Consider the following 18,844-nt stretch of genomic DNA (forward strand, 5'->3'; position numbering starts at 1 on the left):
GGCCTGGTGGAAAGCAAGCCGGCGCGGGCCTCACGCCTGCAACGTTTTGGCGACAAGGCGCGGGCGTTGCTGCAGCGGGCGCGCACCTCACTTCACAAATAAGATTCTGAAGCCTGCGTGGCTCCTGTAGGAGCGGCCTTGTGTCGCGAAAGGGCTGCGCAGCAGCCCCAGCTATTTGTGCGTTTGCAGTGGAATCCTGGGGCTGCTACGCAGCCCATCGCGACACAAGGCCGCTCCTGCACAGACCAGTGAAAGAGTGGCGCTCGATCAGTGCTTGCGGATCTTCTCGACAATAGCCGTGGTCGAGCTGTTCTCGACCAGCCCCAGCACCTTCACGGTGCCGCCGTAGGCCTTGACGATGTCGGCGCCGACCACCTGGTCGATGCCGTAGTCACCCCCCTTGACCAGCACATCCGGCTTGACCTGGCTCAGCAGATTCTCCGGGGTACCCTCGGAGAAGCTGATCACCCAGTCCACCGCACCCAGCCCGGCCAGCACGGCCATGCGCCGGTCGACGCTGTTGATCGGCCGGCCCGGCCCTTTCAGGCGGCTGACCGAAGCATCGTCGTTGACGGCCACGATCAGGCGATCGCCTTGGGCCCGCGCCTGCTCCAGGTAGGTTACGTGCCCAGCATGCAGGATATCGAAGCAACCGTTGGTGAAAACGATTTTCTCCTTGTGCGCCCGCGCGTCATCGATGGCCAGCAGCAGCTGTTCCAGGCCCAGCACACCGCGCTCGGAGCCTTCCTCACGCTGGATCGCACGGCGCAGTTCAGGGGCGCTGATGGCGGCGGTACCCAACTTGCCGACCACGATACCTGCCGCCAGGTTGGCCAGAGCCACTGCGTGGGGCAAGTCCTCACCGGCGGCAATCGCGGCGGCCAGGGTGGAGATGACGGTATCGCCAGCCCCGGTAACGTCGAACACTTCGCGCGCCCGCGCCGGCAAATGCAGCGCTGGCTGGCCAACGCGCAGCAGGGTCATGCCGTGCTCGCCACGGGTGACCAGCAAGGCGCCCAGGTCCAGGTCCTGAAGCAGCTGCAAACCCTTGGCGACCAGGTCGCCCTCATCGACGCATCGACCTACGATGGTCTCGAACTCGCTGAGGTTGGGGGTGATCAGGCTGGCGCCACGGTAGATGGAAAAATCCTTGCCCTTGGGGTCGGCCAGCACCGGAATGCCCTTGCCCCGGGCCGCCTGGATCAGGGCCTGGTGGTTTTTCAGCGCACCCTTGCCGTAGTCGGACAAGACCAGCACCTTGACCCCCTCGAGCAGGTTGTCGACCTCGCTGGCCAGCGACAGCGGGTCGGTGGCGAAGGGCTCTTCGAAATCGATACGCAGCAGTTGCTGGTGTCGGCTCATGACCCGGAGCTTGACGATGGTAGGCTGGTGGGCAATGCGCTGGAACACCGAGCGCACCCCGGCAGCCTGCAGGCTATTGGCCAGGCTGTCGGCGGCCTCGTCCTGGCCGGTGACGCCGATCAGCGACGCGGGTGCGCCCAGCGCGGCAATGTTCAAGGCAACGTTGGCCGCACCGCCGGGGCGATCCTCGATCTGATCGACCTTGACCACCGGCACTGGCGCCTCGGGCGAAATACGCGAAGTACCGCCATGCCAGTAGCGGTCGAGCATGACATCGCCGACCACCAATACCGGGGCTTGATCGAAACGCGGCATGGACAACTTCATGGGCAACCCATATGGAAATAATGAACAGGGGCAGGATATTAGCACAGGGTCGTCAATGGCTTTACGGCCAGATAGCCTATGGAAAATTCCCGTGACAATCGGGGCCATGACGGCCCCGATCAAGGAGGGTTCAGGTGATGTCGGCCTTGGCCGGCTCATCCAGGCCCATGGCATGCAGGCGGGCATAATGGCCATTTGCCGCAAGCAACTCGGCATGGGTACCGCGCTCCACCAACCGGCCCTGATCCATCACCAGGATCTGGTCGGCCTTCTCGATGGTGGACAGGCGATGGGCGATGACCAGCGTGGTCCGCCCCTGCATCACGTGGTCCAGCGCCGCCTGGATATGCCGCTCGGACTCGGTGTCCAGGGCAGAGGTGGCCTCGTCGAGAATCAGCAGTGGGGCGTTTTTCAGCAGTGCACGGGCAATTGCCAGGCGCTGGCGCTGACCGCCGGACAGCAGCACGCCGTTTTCACCGACTTCGGTATCGAAGCCCTTCGGCAGACGGTCGACGAACTCCTTGGCGTAGGCATCGGCCGCAGCGGCTTCGATGTCTGCGCGCGGGGCGCCGGCCAGGTCGCCGTAGGCGATGTTGTTGGCCACGGTGTCGTTGAACAGGGTGACATGCTGGGTCACTTGCGACACATGGCGGCGCAGGTTGCGCAGGCGGTAGTTCTCGATCTCCACGCCATCGAGCAGAATCTGCCCTTTGCTGTGGTGATAGAAGCGCGGGATCAGCGCAGCCAGCGTCGACTTGCCACTGCCCGAGCGGCCAACCAGGGCGATCATTTGCCCGGGCTCGGCAGTGAAGCTGATGTCGCTCAGCACCTCGCGGTCGGTACCGGGGTAGGTAAAGCTGAGGTTGCGCACTTCCAGGTGCCCTTCCACGCGCTCCTTCTCGACCGTGCCGGTGTCCAGCTCAGGGGCTTCGTCCAGTTGCTCGAAGATGCTTTCGGCACCTGCAAGGCCCTTCTGGATGGTCGAGCTGACTTCCGACAACTGGCGAATCGGCTTGGGCAACAGGCCGGCAGCGGTGATGTAGGCGACCAGGTCGCCGGCGGTGGACTCGCCCCGCAGGAACAGCACCAGGAACATCAACGCGGCCATGGCGGCGTAGATCACCAGCTGCAACACCGGCGTGTACAGCGAACCGGTCTTGGTCATGCGCAGCTGCTTGTCGGTGTTGCTCAGGCTGGCCTTGCCGAAACGCTGCTCCTCATAGGCCTCGCCACCGAAGCTGCGGACCACGCGATAGCCCTGGATGGTTTCCGAGGCAACGTGGGTGACGTCGCCCATGGCTACCTGGATCTTCTTGCTCTGCTTGCGGAATTTCTTGCTGGCGACGCTGACCATTACCGCGATGACCGGCAGGATGGCGACCATCACCAGGGTCAGGTGCCAGTTCATCCACAGCAGGTAGGCGAACAGGAACACCACGGTCAGGCCTTCGCGGATCACTACCTTGATGGCATCGGTGGCAGCGCCGGTGACCATGGTCACGTTGAAGGTGATGCGTGAAATCAGGTGCCCGGAGTTGTGGTTGTCGAAGTAGCGGTTAGGCAACACCAGCAGTTTGTTGAACAACTCCACCCGCAGGTCGTGCACCAGGCACAGGGAGACCTTGGCCAGGAAGTAGTTACCAAGGAACGAGCCCAGGCCTTGCCAGGCGGCGATCAGGATGATCAGCAGCGGCACGGCCTGAAGCAGTTGCAGGTCGCGCAGGTACGGCACGTTGGGGAACAACACCGCTTCGGGGTTGCTCAGCCCATCGACGAAATATTTGAGGATGTCGGCCAGCATCGGCTGGGTCGAGGCGAAGATCACGAAACCGATGATGCTCAGCAGGAAAATGCCGACGTAGGGTTTCACATAGCTCAGCAGCCGGAAGTAGATCTTCAGGCTGGATGTGTGCTCCGCCGGTCGCGGTGTTTCGGCCATTATCAAGCTCGCTGTTCAGGTTGAACCGGAAATTTTACCACAGGCGTCATTTTCGGCACGCCCCCATGGCAGCATCATCGCAAGGCCGAGCTACAGGGCTGTGTGGGCGAACCCGTTTCCTACCCGATGAATCGAAGACACCATGCATGGTGCTACCGCATTATTTTCGGCATTATTGCCGGTCATTTTGCTCGCCAGACGACAAGGCCCTATTCATGCAATGCTCGCGGCTCAACCAGGTCGACTTCGACCAGCTGACACACGGCGCCCAGGTGCTTGAGGCAGACAGCCATGGCGCCAAAGTCTACCTGCTCGCAGATGGTAATTTCCTCAAGGTTTTTCGTAGAAAACGTCTGATTTCATCTGCACTGCTGCGCCCGTACTCGCAGCGCTTCGTCGACAACGCTGCGCGCCTGGCACAACTGGGCATTCCCACCCTCGAGGTGATCAGCCAACACAAGCTCGACATGCCAGGCCGCACCGCGGTGCTGTATCGCCCTCTGCCGGGGCGCACCTTGCTGCAAATGTCTCGGGATGAAGGTTTCAGCTGGGATATCTACCTGCCGCGCCTGATCGAACTGATCCGCCAGTTGCACCGCAGCGGTGTGTATTTCCGCTCGCTGCACCTGGGCAACGTGGTGGTAACCCCTGACCAGCGCCTGGGCCTGATCGACGTAGCCGACATGCGCTTCCTGCGGCCGCCGCTGTCAGCGCGCATGATCCGGCGCAATGTGCAGCACATGGTGCGTTACATAGAGCGGGAGAACCTCGGCGAGCGCTTCCCCCTCGCTGCATTCGAGGGCGCCCTGCTCGCGCGTTGAGGTCAGCCGAGACATCGCTCGGCCAGCATCAATCGACGTTGTCGGGGGGGCTTGCTGCGGGCAATCGCGGGCATGACTGCGTTGTTACTGTACAAAAACGGTAATACCTGCGCCGATCAAGGCCCCGGCCACCAGCGTCAATGCCAGCTTCATCCGGTCACGCTGACGGCGCTTGGCCTTGCGTTCCACTTCAATGGGTACGGTCACGTGATTACCGAACCCAGTGTGCAATACCGCATCACCTTCTAGCGTGACCGCTGTCAGGTTGAGCTCGGCATAACGCCGGGACAGCGCCTTTTCTCCAGCATAGGCGGCAAATGGCGCACAGCGCTGGTAATCGCTCAACCGCCGCAGGCCGGGGTTCAACGAAAACGCCTGCCATTCGGCCTTGTCCGACAACAGGGGGTAGCACGGCACGCCGGCGATCACCTGCCGATCCCCGAGGTGAATGTACGGGCTGTGCACGGCCAGGTCGTGGGCATGGCTGCGCAGCCACACCTGCAGCAGGTTGGGGCTGGCAGCCAGAATGGCCTGCGAGTCCTCGACGAAGCCTTGGCGATAGAAGTGCCAATCGTCCTCGCAATGGAAGATGTAGGGCGTCTTGACGTGGCTGTAGGCCAGGTCGATAGACGCCAGCTGGCCTAGCTTGGGCCGGTTGACGAACACCTTGCAGTGCGGTTTCCAGTGCTCTGGCACAGCGTCATGCACGGCATCGTCACCTGAATCTTCGGTGATGAATACCTCGCGTATGGGCGCCGTGTTGTAGCGATCGAAACTCTCAAGGGTGTCTTTGAGCAGGTCGAACCGCCCACAACTGGTCACGACAAGCGTGACATCACTCTCATTTGAAAAGCGCACCGGACTCCCCCCGCGTTGCGACTGTCGGCTTTCAACGCCCGTTCCTGGGCGCCAAAGCTCTTATGTTAGAAGCCCAGCTTCAGGCGCAGCCGCTGCCATGCAGACAATGGCGGGCGGGGCCTGAGCGCTGGGCGCATGTGCTCGACGATGCTACGGCCTACAGCGCCGAAGCTGAAACGGGAAACCGCCAGATGGCGGCCGTTTTCGGCAATCTGCCGCGCCAGCTCAGGCTCGGCACGCAAGCGTCGCAGCTTGGCCTGAAGGGTCGGGATGGTGTCATACAACACCGCGTTGTGCATGTCCTGTAGACCCAACGCACGGTTTTCCTGCTCGCCCTGGTCATAGGCCAGCAGTACACAGCCGCAGGCCATGGCCTCGAAGTTCTTGATCATGTATTCGCCCATGCCGACATCGGCGCTGACGAAAAACCGGATTCGGTTGAGCGTGTTGCAATAGTCTTCGCCCGACTTGGTGCGGGTTACCAGCAGGTCCTCGACCTGCCCCAACTCGTCCAGCAGCGCCTTGCGGCCGCTGTAGGCCACGCTGTTGACACTGCCGACGAAGGCCAGTTCGATATCGCGCTCGCGCCCTTGGTCAGCCAGCAACTGCTCGTCATAACCCTTGGGCACGAATACCGCATCGAAGCCTTCCTGGCGCAGGCGCTCGCTGACCATGTAGCCAGAGCTGATCACACGCGCCCATGGCAGTTGCCGGTAGTGGGCGCTGAACTTGCCGGTGTACTTGCACGGGATGTAGTTCTGGTAGGCGTCGTGCTCGAGTATGACCAGGTTCGGCACGGTACGAATGAACGCGACCTGGCGGATTTCCTGCTTGAAGCGCAGAAAGAAAACAATGCGGTCATAGCGGTCGACCTGCACTTGGCGCTTGAAGTAGCGGCGCAGGTTGCGTTGGTCTTCGCTGGTCAACCAGCGCAGGTCGCATTCGCAGTTGGCCGCGACGCCGTCGTACAGGCGATCCAGGATCGCGCGCTGTTCCTTCTGTACCAGAAATAGGACTTTCATCATGTTCCTTGGGCGCTCTGCGCCAACGCGGTCAGTTTTACAGCTCACGCCGCCAGAACAGCTCATGCCGGCGCACCGCCTTGCGGAAGAACTCGTTCTCCCCATAAGGCGACGGGCGGCGACCGGCCAGCCACCGTTGCAGCAAGCGGCGCAGGCGACGCTTGAAGGGGGCTGGCGGGTGCAGGTCGTGCATCATGCCCAGCGCCATCGCCTTGTCACGCTGGCTGGCCAGGTCCAGTACCAGGCTGCAGGGGGCCCAGGCCTGATCCGCGCTCAACTGCGGCGGCAACGCCACGCCGTCACCGCTATCGCCCATTGGCCAGCGATCGTTGTCATGCAGATGGTTGGCGTAGCACAGCAGGGTCTGTGGCTTCCAGGCCAGCCCCTGCAAGGCTTCGAGCACGGCGGCCTGGGCGCAGACGTGATCGGGGTGCGGGTCCAGCTGGGGGTGCGGCAGCACCAGCACTTCGGGCCTGGCCAACTCGAGCACAGCCCGCAAGTCGGCCAACAGGTTGTGCCAGGTAGGGGCACCGTCCTGGTCGGCGGGCAGCGGGAACGGGTTGAACTGGCGGAACGGGCGGATATCGGCCATGTCGGCTTCACGAGACACCGCAGGCCGATCGGGCGCCGCCTGCATGGCAGGCAATTGCAGGCAGAAGTAACCCAACTGCACACAACGAGACTCCGCCACCCCGGCCCAGCGCGGCACGGCAATGCTGTCCCAGGCGCGCAGGCGACCTTTCAGGCGAGCGGCTTCGGCCTTGCCCAGGCCCATCTGCCGATAATGCTCGGCCTCGATTTCACCGGCGGTCAGCGTGACCACCCAGGCTTCCTGCGCTTGGCTGTACAGCCCGTAGGCGGCCAACTCGGCGTCATCGGCATGGGGTGCAATCACCATTACCCGCCGCCGTTGCAGTTCGACCGCCGGGGTTATCCACAAGCGCGGCTGGCCCAGCAGCCGGCAATGCCGGCCACGCAAACGCAGTGTGCCGGCCTGCAGGGGCGCGGCCAGGCCGGTGAGGTTGAGATAACGCAAGCCGGCGACACCGCGCTCGAAGGTTTGCTGGTCGGCCTGCTCGCCCGCCAGCAGTTCGACCCGCGGATCGAGAAAACGCCCCAGCAAACTGCTTTTTATGTGCAGTTCGAGCACCAGGGTTTCCCCGCCCTGCAGCACGCAGTCGGCCTTGAGCAGACCGGCCTGCAAGCGCGCGGCCACGGGCCGGGTGTGCTCCCCGAAGTCGTAGGCGTAATCTTCGCCCGGGGTGTAGAACAGATGGTCGGCAAACCACGCCTCATGCGCAGCCCACAGCAGCGGCAACAGCAAAAGCGGCAGCCACCACCAGGTGGCCAGGCCCAAGGCGACCAGCCCGGCCAGCCCTGCCAGCAGCGCCAGGCGTTTGTTGCGCCGGTGGCGCTTGAGCAACTGCTGCTTGCGACTCATGCCTGGTACACCGGGACGGGGTTGCACCAACGCTCCTTGTACTCGCGATCGGCACGACCGAACGAGAACCGCAGCGGCTTGTTGCGCGCTCGGGCGTCGTCCCAGGCCGCCTGGGTGTTGAGAAAGCTCAACACGCTACCTGGGCTGAAGGCCTTGGTTTCGGGGTCGACACCGCCGTTGATGTACTCCACGCTGACCCACTGCGGTGCCTCGACGCGGTACACCAGCTGGATCGCAATCGGCTTGCCGTCCAGCAGTAGTACCGAGCCGATCAGCAGCTCACGCAGCCGCTCCAGTACATCGGCCATGCGCTCTGCACCGGTGGCCGGGAAGCCCCAGCGGCGCTGGAACAGGTCGCAGTACATGCTGGCGATTTCCTGTGCACTGAACGCGCTGATCGGGCGCACCACCCCGCCCGCCTCTTCCAGCAGGCGCAGCTCGCGGCGCTGGTTGTAGCGGAACTTCTTCGACAGGTCTTCGTGCGCGCGGGCCATGGCCAGCTGTTCCTTCTGCACCTTGAGCCCGCTGAAGCGGCCCTGGTTCAGTTCGGACAGGTAGCGCACGCTGTGACGCAGCGGTGCGCCGGCATCGGGTGCGGCCGGCAGGATGATTTCGGCGTTGCCGAGGTCGAACAGGGCTTTCTTGCCGGCGCGTTTGAGCACGTCCTTGGACAGCGCCAGGTGGCGCCCCCAGGTCGCAATGGCGGCTTTCAGCTCGCCATTCTGGTGCCAGCCAAGGTAGCGCACGGGTATCTGCGCCAGGTCAGCCAGTTGCTCGACCACCAGCGGGTGAGTCGCAACACTGCCGCCAAAGCGGGCCCACGCCTGGGCATAGGCGTGGGCGTCGATCACTTGCCAGCCGCGTTCGCGCCAAGCCTGAATACGATTGAGCATCACCCCTGCCCCACCAGCGCACGCACCTGCGGCAGTTGCCAGAAAGCCTCGCGCACGGCCTGGTCGGAAAAGCGCTCACGCAGGCGTTGCAGCATGTGTTCGGCACAGGCCTGGCGCTGCTGCCCGTCGAGCACGGCCATATGTTCCAGGCCCTGGGCCAACTGCCCGGGGTCGCCCAGCGGGAACAGCACGCCAACGCCCTCGACCACCTCGCGGGCACCGCCACAGGCGGTGGCCAACACGGGCACCCCGGCTACCATGGCCTCGAGCAGGACCATACCGAACGGCTCATGGTCGGAGCTCAGGGCGAACACGTCGAAAGCCCGAAAGTAACGGCGCGCGTCCGGCACCTGGCCAAGGAAGTCGACCTGCCCGGCAATACCCAGTTCGCCAGCCAGGGCCTTGAGCTTGCCTTCCAGCCGCCCCTTGCCAAGGATCGCCAGCCGGGCGCCGGCTGGCAGCCCAGGCAGTGCCTGGGCAAAACCGCGCAACAGCGTGGCCTGGTCCTTGTCCGGGTGCAGCCGGCCGACATTGCCGACGATCCATGCCTGCGCATCCAGGCCCAGCGCCTGACGCGCCTCGGCGCGCGGCACCTGGGCCGCCTGCAGGGCCTCGATGTCGATACGGTTGTACAGCGTCTGGATGCGTTCGGCCGGCCACTGCGGCAAGCAACGACGCATGTCGTCGCGTACGGCATCCGACACCCCGAGCAGGCTCAGGCGTTTGCCGAACAGGTTGGCGAAAATGCGCCGCCCCTTGCGCTGGTAGTCACCAAAGGCATGGTGCACGCCGATCACCGGCAAGCCAGTAGCCAGCAACGCGACATAGATCGGCTTGAAGCGGTGGGCGATGCAGAACGCAAAATTGCGCTCGGCCGCAATCCGCCGCAGGGCGCGGATCGCGCCCAGCTTGAGACCACGCACGGCCTTGGAGCTGAAGCCCAGGAACAGCACCTCGTCCGAGGCGCAACCCGCCGCTACTTGCGGGTCGGCGGCACCCGTGAGGAACACCGTGGTCACCCGGTAGCCACGCCCCTGGAACAGGCTGGCGTACTGACGGGCACAGTCCAGAAACGGCCCGTCATAGCCATGGCAGAACTGCAGGATGCGCGGTTCAGAGCGGCTGGTCATAGGCGGCAGCGCCGTCCTTCACAACCAGGATGTCTTCCATGATCAGGTATTGCAGGTCCGAGCCGAAGAACATGTTCAGGGCGTCGGTCGGCGAGCAGATCATCGGCTCGCCACGGCGGTTCAGCGAGGTGTTCAGCGACACGCCGTTGCCGGTCAGGTCTTCGAGCGCCTTCATCATGTCGTAGTAGCGCGGGTTGTACTCGCGCTTGAGCACCTGGGCACGCGAGGTACCGTCCTCGTGAACCACCTCCGGCACACGGGTTTTCCACTCTTCAGCCACTTCGAAGGTGAAGGTCATGAACGGCGCCGGGTGATCGACCTTGATCATCTGCGGGGCGACAGTGTCGAGCATCGACGGGCAGAAAGGTCTCCAGCGCTCGCGGAACTTGATCTGCTCGTTGATACGGTTGGCGACGCCCGGCACGCTCGGGCAACCGATGATCGAACGCCCGCCCAAGGCGCGCGGGCCAAACTCCATGCGGCCCTGGAACCAGGCCACCGGGTTGCCATCGACCATGATCTTGGCGATACGCTGCGGCATGTCGTCGAGCTTGCGCCACGCCGGTGCATTCGGGTGCCGAGCGCAGGCAGCGATCACGTCCTCGTTGGAATAGGACGGGCCGAGGTAGACGTGCTCCATCTTCTCGACCGGTACGCCACGGGCGTGGGACACGTAGGCCGCAGCGCCAACCGCAGTACCGGCGTCGCCGGAAGCCGGCTGCACGAACAGCTCTTTGACATCCGGGCGGGCGATGATCTTCTGGTTGAGCTTGACGTTCAGCGCGCAGCCGCCGGCAAACGCCAGCTTGCCGGTTTCGCGCAGGGTGTCACCCAGGTAGTGGTCGATCATCTGCAGGGCGATCTTCTCGAACAACGCCTGCATGCTGGCCGCGTAATGGATGTACGGCTCGTCGGCGATATCGCCTTCGCGCTTGGGCCCCAGCCACTCGATCAGCTTGGGCGAGAAGTAGAAGCCCTTGCCCTTTTCTTTATGGCGGCGCAGACCGATGACGTTGGCGTATTCGGTGTTGATCACCAGTTCACCGTTCTCGAAGCTGGCCAGGCGCGAGAAGTCGTATTTGCTGGCATCGCCATACGGCGCCATGCCCATGACCTTGAACTCGCCATCAAGCATCTCGAAACCAAGGAACTCGGTAATGGCACCGTACAGCCCACCCAACGAGTCCGGGTCGAAGAATTCCTTGATCTTGTGGATCTTGCCGTTTTCGCCGTAGCCAAAGAAGGTGGTGGCGTACTCGCCTTTACCGTCGATGCCGAGGATGGCCGTTTTTTCCTTGAAGCCCGAGCAGTGATAGGCACTGGAAGCATGGGCCAGGTGGTGCTCGACCGGCTCGATCTTGATCTTTTTCGGGTCGAAGCCCAGTTGCTCCAGGCACCAGACGATCTTCTTGCGGTAGCGCTTGTAGCGGCGGTTGCCCATCAGGATTGCATCGAGGGCGCGATCCGGGGCGTACCAGTAGCGCTTGGCATAGTGCCAGCGCGCCTTGCCGAACAGGCTGATGGGCGCGAACGGGATGGCAACCACGTCGACGTCGGATGGCTTGATGCCTGCCTGCTCCAGGCAGAACTTCGCCGACTCGTAGGGCATGCGGTTCTTCGCATGCTTGTCACGCACGAAGCGCTCTTCTTCGGCGGCGGCAATCAGCTTGCCATCAATGTACAGGGCCGCGGAAGGGTCATGGCTAAGGGCGCCGGACAGGCCAAGAATCGTCAATGCCAAGGGATTAGCCTCTTCATTCGGTAGAGATGCGCCAGCGGCCGCTTGGGCGGGTGGCGACTAAAAGGCGGGATTATAACGCAAAGATCACGAACTGCGCGGTCGTTGTAGGAGCGGCCTTGTGTCGCGAAAGGGGCGCGAAGCGGCCCCAGTTTCTCAGCTTCGCGGCAGAAATTGCCGGGGCCGCTTTGCGGCCCTATCGCGACACAAGGCCGCTCCTACAAGGGATCGAGGTGCAGCCTACTCGGCGATCAGCCAGTCCATGCGGTAGCTACCGGCAGTCTGCGCCAGCTCCTTGGCCAGCCACGGCAGCAACTCCTTGAGCTCGTCTTCCAGCCCCCACGGCGGGTTGGCGATGGCCAGGCCAGAACCATTGAGCCCCTGAGGGCTGTCCTGATGGTGCACATACAGCTCCACCCGCAGCAGCTTGGGTGCGCCGGTGCTGGTCAGGTCCTGGTAATAGCGTGTCAACGAACGCTGGTCCTTGATCGGGTACCAGATGGCTGCAACCGTCTGGCGCATGCGCCCAATGGCCTCTTTCATGGCCGTGGTGCAGCGCTTGAGCTCATCGGCCTGCTCGAACGGCGGGTCGATCAGCATGATCGCGCGCTTTTCCTGCACGGGCAGCAAGGCCCGCGGCACGTGCCAGCCTTCACCCAGGTGCACGGTAACGCGCGGGTCTTTCTTCATGTTCTCCTTGAGCAGCGGCCCGTCTTCCGGGTGCTTCTCATTGAGCAGGGCACGGTCCTGCTGGCGCATCAAACGCCGGGCCAGCTCAGGCGAACCAGGGTAGTAGCGCAGCTCGCCGTCGGCGTTCAAACGCTTGATGACGCGCAGGTAGTCAGCGGCCATGGCCGGCAGGTCATCGCGGTTCCACAGGCGGGCCACACCTTGCTGATACTCGCCGGTGCGGCTTGCCTGGTCGCCCTGCAGGTCGTACAGGCCAAGCCCTGCGTGGGTATCGATGTAGGCGAACGGCTGCTCCTTGCGCGACATCAGGGCGATGAGGCGGGTCAGCACGATGTGTTTGAGGACGTCGGCGTGGTTGCCGGCGTGGAAGGCGTGACGATAGTTCATGGCAACTCCTGCGAAGGCGGCAAGTTTACCTTGCCTTGCAGGCGGCGTCAGGCCTGGCTGTCGGTCGGCGGCGGCTTCTTCGCGGGCTTGCCCGCCCCCACACGGATCGCACTGGTTTCAGGTTCCGTGCAAACCCTGTGGAAGCAGGCGCCGCCGGCTCAGCGGGTATTACTTGTCAGCGTGGTACGCCGCATCAGCCGTCTCGAAGCGCTGCACCATCGCCTGCGAAGGGCTGCCCAGCTTGCTCACCACGAAGATGGCAATGCTCGCCAGCAGGAAGCCCGGGATGATTTCGTACAGGCCCCAGACATCGATCTGCTTCCACAGGATCACGGTCAGTGCACCGACCACAATACCGGCCAGCGCGCCGTTACGGGTCATGCCTTTCCACAGGACCGAAATCAGCACCACCGGGCCGAAGGCTGCACCGAAGCCAGCCCAGGCATAGGCCACCAGGCCCAGCACACGGTTTTCCGGGTTGGCCGCCATGGCGATGGCGATCAGGGCCACCGCCAGCACCATCAGGCGGCCGACCCACACCAGTTCACGCTGCGACGCATGCTTGCGCAGGAAGGCTTTGTAGAAGTCTTCGGTCAGGGCACTGGAGCAGACCAGCAACTGGCAGCTCAGGGTGCTCATCACCGCCGCCAGAATGGCCGACAGCAATACGCCGGCAATCCAGGGGTTGAACAGAATCTTCGCCAGCTCGATGAACACGCGCTCGTGGTTTTCGGTAACCGGGCCAGCCAGATCAGGATTGGCCGAGAAATAGGCGATGCCGAAGAAGCCCACGGCGCAGGTACCGGCCAGGCACAGGATCATCCAGGCCATGGAGATGCGACGGGCGTTGGCAATCGACTTCACAGAGTCGGCCGCCATGAAGCGCGCCAGGATGTGTGGTTGGCCGAAATAGCCCAGGCCCCAACCCATCAACGAGATGATGCCGATGAAAGTTGCGCCTTTGAACATGTCGAAGTTGGCCGGGTTGACCGCCTCGATGGCCGCGAAGGTAGTGTCGAAGCCACCTGTGGAGATCAGCACGATCACCGGTGTGAGGATCAACGCGAAGATCATCAGCGACGCCTGCACCGTGTCGGTCCAGCTCACCGCCAGGAAGCCACCCACGAAGGTGTAGGCGATGGTAGCGGCAGCGCCAGCCCACAAGGCGGTTTCGTAGGGCATGCCGAAGGTGCTTTCGAACAGACGGGCACCGGCAACGATGCCGGAAGCGCAGTAGATGGTGAAGAACACCAGGATGACGATGGCGGAAATGATGCGCAGCAAGCCGCTATTGTCGTCGAAACGGCTGGAGAAATAGTCCGGCAGGGTCAACGCGTCACCGTTGTGCTCGGTTTGCACGCGCAGGCGACCGGCCACGAACAGCCAGTTCAGGTAGGCACCCACGGTCAGGCCGATGGCGATCCAGGCCTCGGACAGGCCGGCGAAGTAGATGGCGCCCGGCAGGCCCATCAGCAGCCAGCCACTCATGTCGGAAGCACCGGCAGACAGTGCGGTTACCACGCTGCCCAGGCTGCGCCCGCCCAGAATGTAGTCGGAAAGGTTGTTGGTGGAGCGATAGGCGGCGAAGCCGATCAGCACCATTGCCGCGATGTAGATCACGAAGGTGATCGTTAGTGGGTTGCCCATGTGTGTGCCCTGGCGTTTGTTTTTATCTCATGCACAACCGCAGCGTTTGCGGTTGCACCCAGGCGGCGAATGCTATGCAACAACGCAAAGTGGGTGCAACCATTTTTCATTTGCAAGTTGCACCTGCCCGTGCATTTTCCGACAAAGCCTATTTCTTGCCCCATTTTGGAGCGAGAAGGTCGTTTTCGTGATTGGACCGCGCCAAAAACGACCCTTCGCCCCACCCGAAAATCACTGTCGGACGAGTTGCACCTTTTCCTCGAAAAATTCGGGTTGCACCTGGTTGCACCCGAATTGTCCTACAGCTAATCTTGGCGCCAGCTTAGGCCACAGCCGTGGCAATAACGAGGATAAGAAATGGCGACGACCACCCTTGGGGTCAAACTCGATGACCCTACCCGTGAGCGACTCAAGGCAGCAGCGCAGTCGATAGACCGCACGCCGCATTGGTTGATCAAGCAGGCGATCTTCAACTACCTGGAGAAGCTCGAGGGTGGCGCGACCCTGAACGACCTCAACGGCCATGCCGGCAGCCTGGCCGATGACGCCGGCGAGGTCCAGCCTGACCATGGTCACCAGTGCTTCCTGGAATTCGCCGAGAGCATCCTGCCCCAGTCGGTACTGCGCTCGGCCATTACCGCCGCATACCGCCGCCCCGAGCAGGAAGTGGTACCGATGTTGCTGGAACAGGCGCGCCTCAGCGCACCGCTGGCCGAGGCGACCAACAAGCTGGCCGCCGGCATTGCCGAGAAACTGCGCAACCAGAAAAGCGCCGGCGGCCGGGCGGGCATCGTTCAGGGCCTGCTGCAGGAGTTCTCGCTGTCTTCGCAGGAAGGCGTGGCCCTGATGTGCCTGGCCGAAGCCCTGTTGCGCATCCCCGACAAGGGCACCCGTGACGCACTGATCCGCGACAAGATCAGCAACGGCAACTGGCAGCCGCACCTGGGCAACAGCCCGTCGCTGTTCGTCAACGCCGCCACCTGGGGCCTGCTGCTGACCGGCAAGCTGGTCAGCACGCACAACGAAGCCGGCCTCACCTCCTCGCTCACCCGCATCATCGGCAAGAGCGGCGAGCCGATGATCCGCAAGGGTGTCGACATGGCCATGCGCCTGATGGGCGAGCAGTTCGTCACGGGCGAAACCATTGCCGAAGCCCTGGCCAATGCCAGCCGTTTCGAGGCCAAGGGCTTCCGTTATTCCTACGACATGCTCGGCGAGGCCGCCCTCACCGAGCACGATGCGCAGAAATACCTGGCGTCCTACGAGCAGGCCATCCACTCGATCGGCAAGGCTTCGCATGGCCGCGGCATCTATGAAGGCCCAGGCATCTCGATCAAGCTGTCGGCGCTGCACCCGCGCTACAGCCGTGCCCAGTACGAGCGGGTGATGGAAGAGCTGTACCAGCGCCTGCTGTCGCTGACCTTGCTGGCCAAGCAATACGACATCGGCCTGAACATCGACGCCGAGGAAGCCGACCGCCTGGAGCTGTCGCTGGACCTGCTCGAGCGCCTGTGCTTCGAGCCGGCGCTGGCTGGCTGGAACGGCATCGGCTTCGTCATCCAGGCCTACCAGAAGCGCTGCCCGTACGTGATCGACTACGTTATCGACCTGGCCAAGCGCAGCCGCCACCGCCTGATGATCCGCCTGGTCAAAGGTGCCTACTGGGACAGCGAGATCAAGCGCGCCCAGGTCGAGGGGCTGGAGGGCTACCCGGTATACACGCGCAAGGTGTACACCGACGTGTCCTACGTGGCGTGCGCACGCAAGCTGCTGGCCGTACCCGAGGCCATATACCCGCAATTCGCCACCCACAACGCCCACACCCTGTCGGCCATCTACCATATTGCCGGGCAGAACTATTACCCGGGCCAGTACGAGTTCCAGTGCCTGCACGGCATGGGCGAGCCCCTGTACGAGCAGGTGGTCGGCAAGCTGGCCGATGGCAAGCTGAACCGCCCATGCCGCGTCTATGCTCCGGTGGGCACCCACGAAACGTTGCTGGCCTACCTGGTGCGTCGCCTGCTGGAAAACGGCGCCAACACCTCGTTCGTCAACCGCATTGCCGACCACTCGATCTCGATCCAGGAACTGGTCGCCGACCCGGTCGCCAGCATCGAACGCATGGGCACCCAGGAGGGCAGCATCGGCCTGCCGCACCCGCGCATCCCATTGCCGCGTGACCTGTATGGCAGCGAACGGGCCAACTCGGCCGGTATCGACATGGCCAACGAGCACCGCCTGGCTTCGCTGTCCTGCGCCATGCTGGCCACCGCTCACAACGACTGGAAAGCCGCCCCGCTGCTGGCCTGCGCCGCCAGTGAGGCGGCTGCGGTAGCGGTGCTGAACCCGGCAGACCACCGCGATGTGGTTGGCCATGTGCAGGAAGCCACGGTCGCCGACGTGGACAATGCCATCCAGTGCGCCATCAACGCGGCGCCGATCTGGCAGGCCACCCCGCCGGCAGAGCGCGCCGCGATTCTGGAGCGTACCGCCGACCTGATGGAGGCAGAAATCCAGCCGTTGATGGGGCTGCTGATTCGCGAAGCCGGCAAGACCTTTGCCAACGCCATCGCCGAAGTGCGCGAGGCGGTGGACTTCCTGCGCTACTACGCGGTGCAGGCCCGCAACGACTTCAGCAATGACGCGCACCGCCCGCTGGGGCCGGTGGTCTGCATCAGCCCATGGAACTTCCCGCTGGCGATTTTCACCGGTCAGGTGGCCGCAGCCCTGGCTGCCGGCAACCCGGTACTGGCCAAGCCTGCCGAACAGACCCCACTGATCGCCGCGCAGGCCGTGCGCCTGTTACTGGACGCCGGCATTCCGGAAGGTGTATTGCAGTTGCTGCCAGGGCGCGGTGAAACCGTGGGTGCCGGCCTGGTCGGTGACGAGCGGGTCAAAGGCGTGATGTTCACCGGCTCCACCGAAGTCGCGCGCCTGCTGCAGCGCAACGTCGCCGGCCGCCTGGACAACCAGGGGCGGCCGATCCCGCTGATCGCCGAAACCGGTGGCCAGAACGCCATGATCGTCGACTCTTCTGCGCTCACAGAGCAAGTGGTGATCGACGTGGTATCGTCGGCCTTCGACAGTGCCGGCCAGCGTTGCTCGGCCCTGCGTGTGCTGTGCCTGCAGGAAGACTCCGCCGACCGCGTGATCGAAATGCTCAAGGGGGCCATGGCTGAAAGCCGCCTGGGCTGCCCGGACCGCCTGGCAGTGGACATTGGCCCGGTGATCGACGCCGAAGCCAAGGCCGGTATCGAGAAGCACATCCAGGGCATGCGTGAAAAAGGCCGCTCGGTCTACCAGGTCGCGATCGCCGATGCCGCCGAGATCAAGCGCGGCACCTTCGTCATGCCGACCCTGATCGAGCTGGACAGCTTCGACGAGCTGAAGCGTGAAATCTTCGGCCCAGTGCTGCACGTGGTGCGCTACAACCGCCGCAACCTCGACCAGTTGATCGAGCAGATCAACAACTCCGGCTATGGCCTGACCCTCGGCGTGCACACCCGCATCGACGAGACCATTGCCAAGGTGGTGGAAACCGCCAACGCCGGCAACATGTACGTCAACCGCAACATCGTTGGCGCCGTGGTAGGCGTGCAGCCCTTCGGTGGTGAAGGCCTGTCTGGTACCGGCCCGAAAGCCGGCGGCCCGCTGTACCTGTATCGCCTGCTGTCGACCCGCCCGGCCGACGCGATTGGCCGCCACTTCCAGCAACAGGATGGCGAAGGCAAGCCGGACCGTACCCTGCATGAGAAACTGGTGAAGCCGCTGCACGGTTTGAAGGCCTGGGCCGAGAGCAATCAGCTGGCCGAACTGGCCGCGCTGTGCGACCAGTTCGCTGGCCAGTCGCAGAGCGGTATCGCCCGCCTGCTGCCAGGCCCGACCGGTGAGCGCAACAGCTACACCATCCTGCCGCGCGAGCATGTGCTGTGCCTGGCGGACAATGAAACCGACCTGCTGGCGCAGCTCGCTGCGGTGCTGGCTGTTGGCAGCTCGGCGGTGTGGGCTGACAACGAACCGGGCAAGGCCTTGCGCGCGCGCCTGCCGCGTGAGTTGCAGGCCAAGGTGAAGCTGGTGGCGGACTGGAACAAGGATGAAGTGGCCTTCGACGCCGTGATCCACCATGGCGACTCGGACCAGCTGCGTGGCGTTTGCCAGCAGGTGGCCAAGCGTGGCGGGGCGATCGTGGGTGTGCACGGGTTGTCCAGCGGGGATCATCAGATTGCGCTGGAGCGGCTGGTGATTGAGCGCGCGGTTAGTGTGAATACTGCGGCGGCCGGTGGTAACGCCAGCTTGATGACGATTGGCTGAGGCTGAGGGTTGTTGAGGGAAAGGGAGAGCTTTGGCTCTCCTTTTTTTATGGGTGCCCGCCTTGAGATTGGGGGTGGGCTGACAGGTGACCGACACAACATTTTCAGCGCCTGTGAGATCGAGCGCCGCCCGCGCGGCGCATCGCGAGCTGGCGCTCGCTCCTTGTATGTTGTGACTGGCCTGGCGGGAGAAGTTATTCTCGTCAGGCTGAAGAAGCACTTCCGGGGAGGCCGATCGCTCCTGAAGGCAGGGTTTGCCCCTGACCTTGTACGTAGAGA

The 18,844-nt window shown here is 63.5% G+C and carries 12 protein-coding genes and 1 pseudogene; 3 read left to right on the forward strand and 10 right to left on the reverse strand.

The features are described 5' to 3' along the window. Window positions 1-102: pseudogene (locus DMX12_RS27210) on the forward strand (metal ABC transporter ATPase); the annotation flags it as partial. A gap of 165 nt (window positions 103-267) precedes the next feature. Here the strand turns inward: DMX12_RS27210 and hldE are convergent. After that, window positions 268-1,689 (reverse strand): bifunctional D-glycero-beta-D-manno-heptose-7-phosphate kinase/D-glycero-beta-D-manno-heptose 1-phosphate adenylyltransferase HldE, encoded by a 1,422-nt coding sequence (hldE, locus tag DMX12_RS27215; RefSeq protein WP_009681344.1) that lies wholly within the window; start codon window positions 1,687-1,689, stop codon window positions 268-270. Between the two features lie 130 nt (window positions 1,690-1,819). Beyond that, the gene (gene msbA / locus DMX12_RS27220) at window positions 1,820-3,628 is read right to left on the reverse strand and encodes a lipid A export permease/ATP-binding protein MsbA (RefSeq protein ID WP_110679944.1); all 1,809 of its coding nucleotides are present in this window, start codon (window positions 3,626-3,628) and stop codon (window positions 1,820-1,822) included. A 215-nt stretch (window positions 3,629-3,843) separates the two neighbouring features. On the opposite strand from msbA, the gene DMX12_RS27225 reads away from it, so the two are divergent. Beyond that, window positions 3,844-4,449, forward strand: coding sequence for a hypothetical protein (locus DMX12_RS27225; RefSeq protein ID WP_009681346.1), 606 nt, complete (start codon window positions 3,844-3,846; stop codon window positions 4,447-4,449). Between the two features lie 84 nt (window positions 4,450-4,533). Here the strand turns inward: DMX12_RS27225 and DMX12_RS27230 are convergent, their stop codons facing one another. From DMX12_RS27230 to putP, 8 genes are all read right to left on the reverse strand, one after another. Then, complete coding sequence (locus tag DMX12_RS27230; RefSeq protein WP_054913911.1) at window positions 4,534-5,307, reverse strand: glycosyltransferase family 2 protein; 774 nt, start codon at window positions 5,305-5,307, stop codon at window positions 4,534-4,536. Between the two features lie 65 nt (window positions 5,308-5,372). Beyond that, window positions 5,373-6,329: a glycosyltransferase gene (locus tag DMX12_RS27235; RefSeq protein ID WP_110679945.1), complete on the reverse strand. Its 957-nt coding sequence runs from the start codon at window positions 6,327-6,329 to the stop codon at window positions 5,373-5,375. 37 nt (window positions 6,330-6,366) lie between these two features. Continuing rightward, the gene (locus tag DMX12_RS27240; RefSeq protein WP_110679946.1) at window positions 6,367-7,770 is read right to left on the reverse strand and encodes a PIG-L deacetylase family protein; all 1,404 of its coding nucleotides are present in this window, start codon (window positions 7,768-7,770) and stop codon (window positions 6,367-6,369) included. Then, on the reverse strand, window positions 7,767-8,663 hold the full coding sequence (locus DMX12_RS27245; protein ID WP_009681351.1) for an antimicrobial resistance protein Mig-14: 897 nt from the start codon (window positions 8,661-8,663) through the stop codon (window positions 7,767-7,769). The genes DMX12_RS27240 and DMX12_RS27245 overlap by 4 nt, the downstream gene beginning before the upstream one ends. Then, complete coding sequence (locus tag DMX12_RS27250; protein WP_029887218.1) at window positions 8,663-9,793, reverse strand: glycosyltransferase; 1,131 nt, start codon at window positions 9,791-9,793, stop codon at window positions 8,663-8,665. The genes DMX12_RS27245 and DMX12_RS27250 overlap by 1 nt, the downstream gene beginning before the upstream one ends. Continuing rightward, window positions 9,777-11,534, reverse strand: coding sequence for a carbamoyltransferase (locus tag DMX12_RS27255; RefSeq protein ID WP_054906200.1), 1,758 nt, complete (start codon window positions 11,532-11,534; stop codon window positions 9,777-9,779). Before DMX12_RS27255 ends, DMX12_RS27250 begins: the two co-directional genes overlap by 17 nt. A 237-nt stretch (window positions 11,535-11,771) precedes the next feature. Further along, window positions 11,772-12,608, reverse strand: a complete 837-nt coding sequence (locus DMX12_RS27260; protein ID WP_054914014.1) for a 23S rRNA (adenine(2030)-N(6))-methyltransferase RlmJ — start codon at window positions 12,606-12,608, stop codon at window positions 11,772-11,774. A gap of 168 nt (window positions 12,609-12,776) precedes the next feature. Continuing rightward, the gene (gene putP / locus DMX12_RS27265; RefSeq protein WP_009681355.1) at window positions 12,777-14,255 is read right to left on the reverse strand and encodes a sodium/proline symporter PutP; all 1,479 of its coding nucleotides are present in this window, start codon (window positions 14,253-14,255) and stop codon (window positions 12,777-12,779) included. Window positions 14,256-14,612: 357 nt separating this feature from the next. Here putP and putA point away from each other — a divergent pair, with 357 nt between their 5' ends. Beyond that, a complete protein-coding gene (gene putA / locus DMX12_RS27270) occupies window positions 14,613-18,566 on the forward strand; it encodes a trifunctional transcriptional regulator/proline dehydrogenase/L-glutamate gamma-semialdehyde dehydrogenase (RefSeq protein WP_110679947.1) in 3,954 nt (1,317 codons plus the stop codon). Window positions 18,567-18,844: the final 278 nt, after the last annotated feature.

The organism is Pseudomonas sp. MB-090624 (assembly GCF_003205245.1).
Taxonomy (GTDB): Bacteria; Pseudomonadota; Gammaproteobacteria; order Pseudomonadales; family Pseudomonadaceae; genus Aquipseudomonas; species Aquipseudomonas juntendi.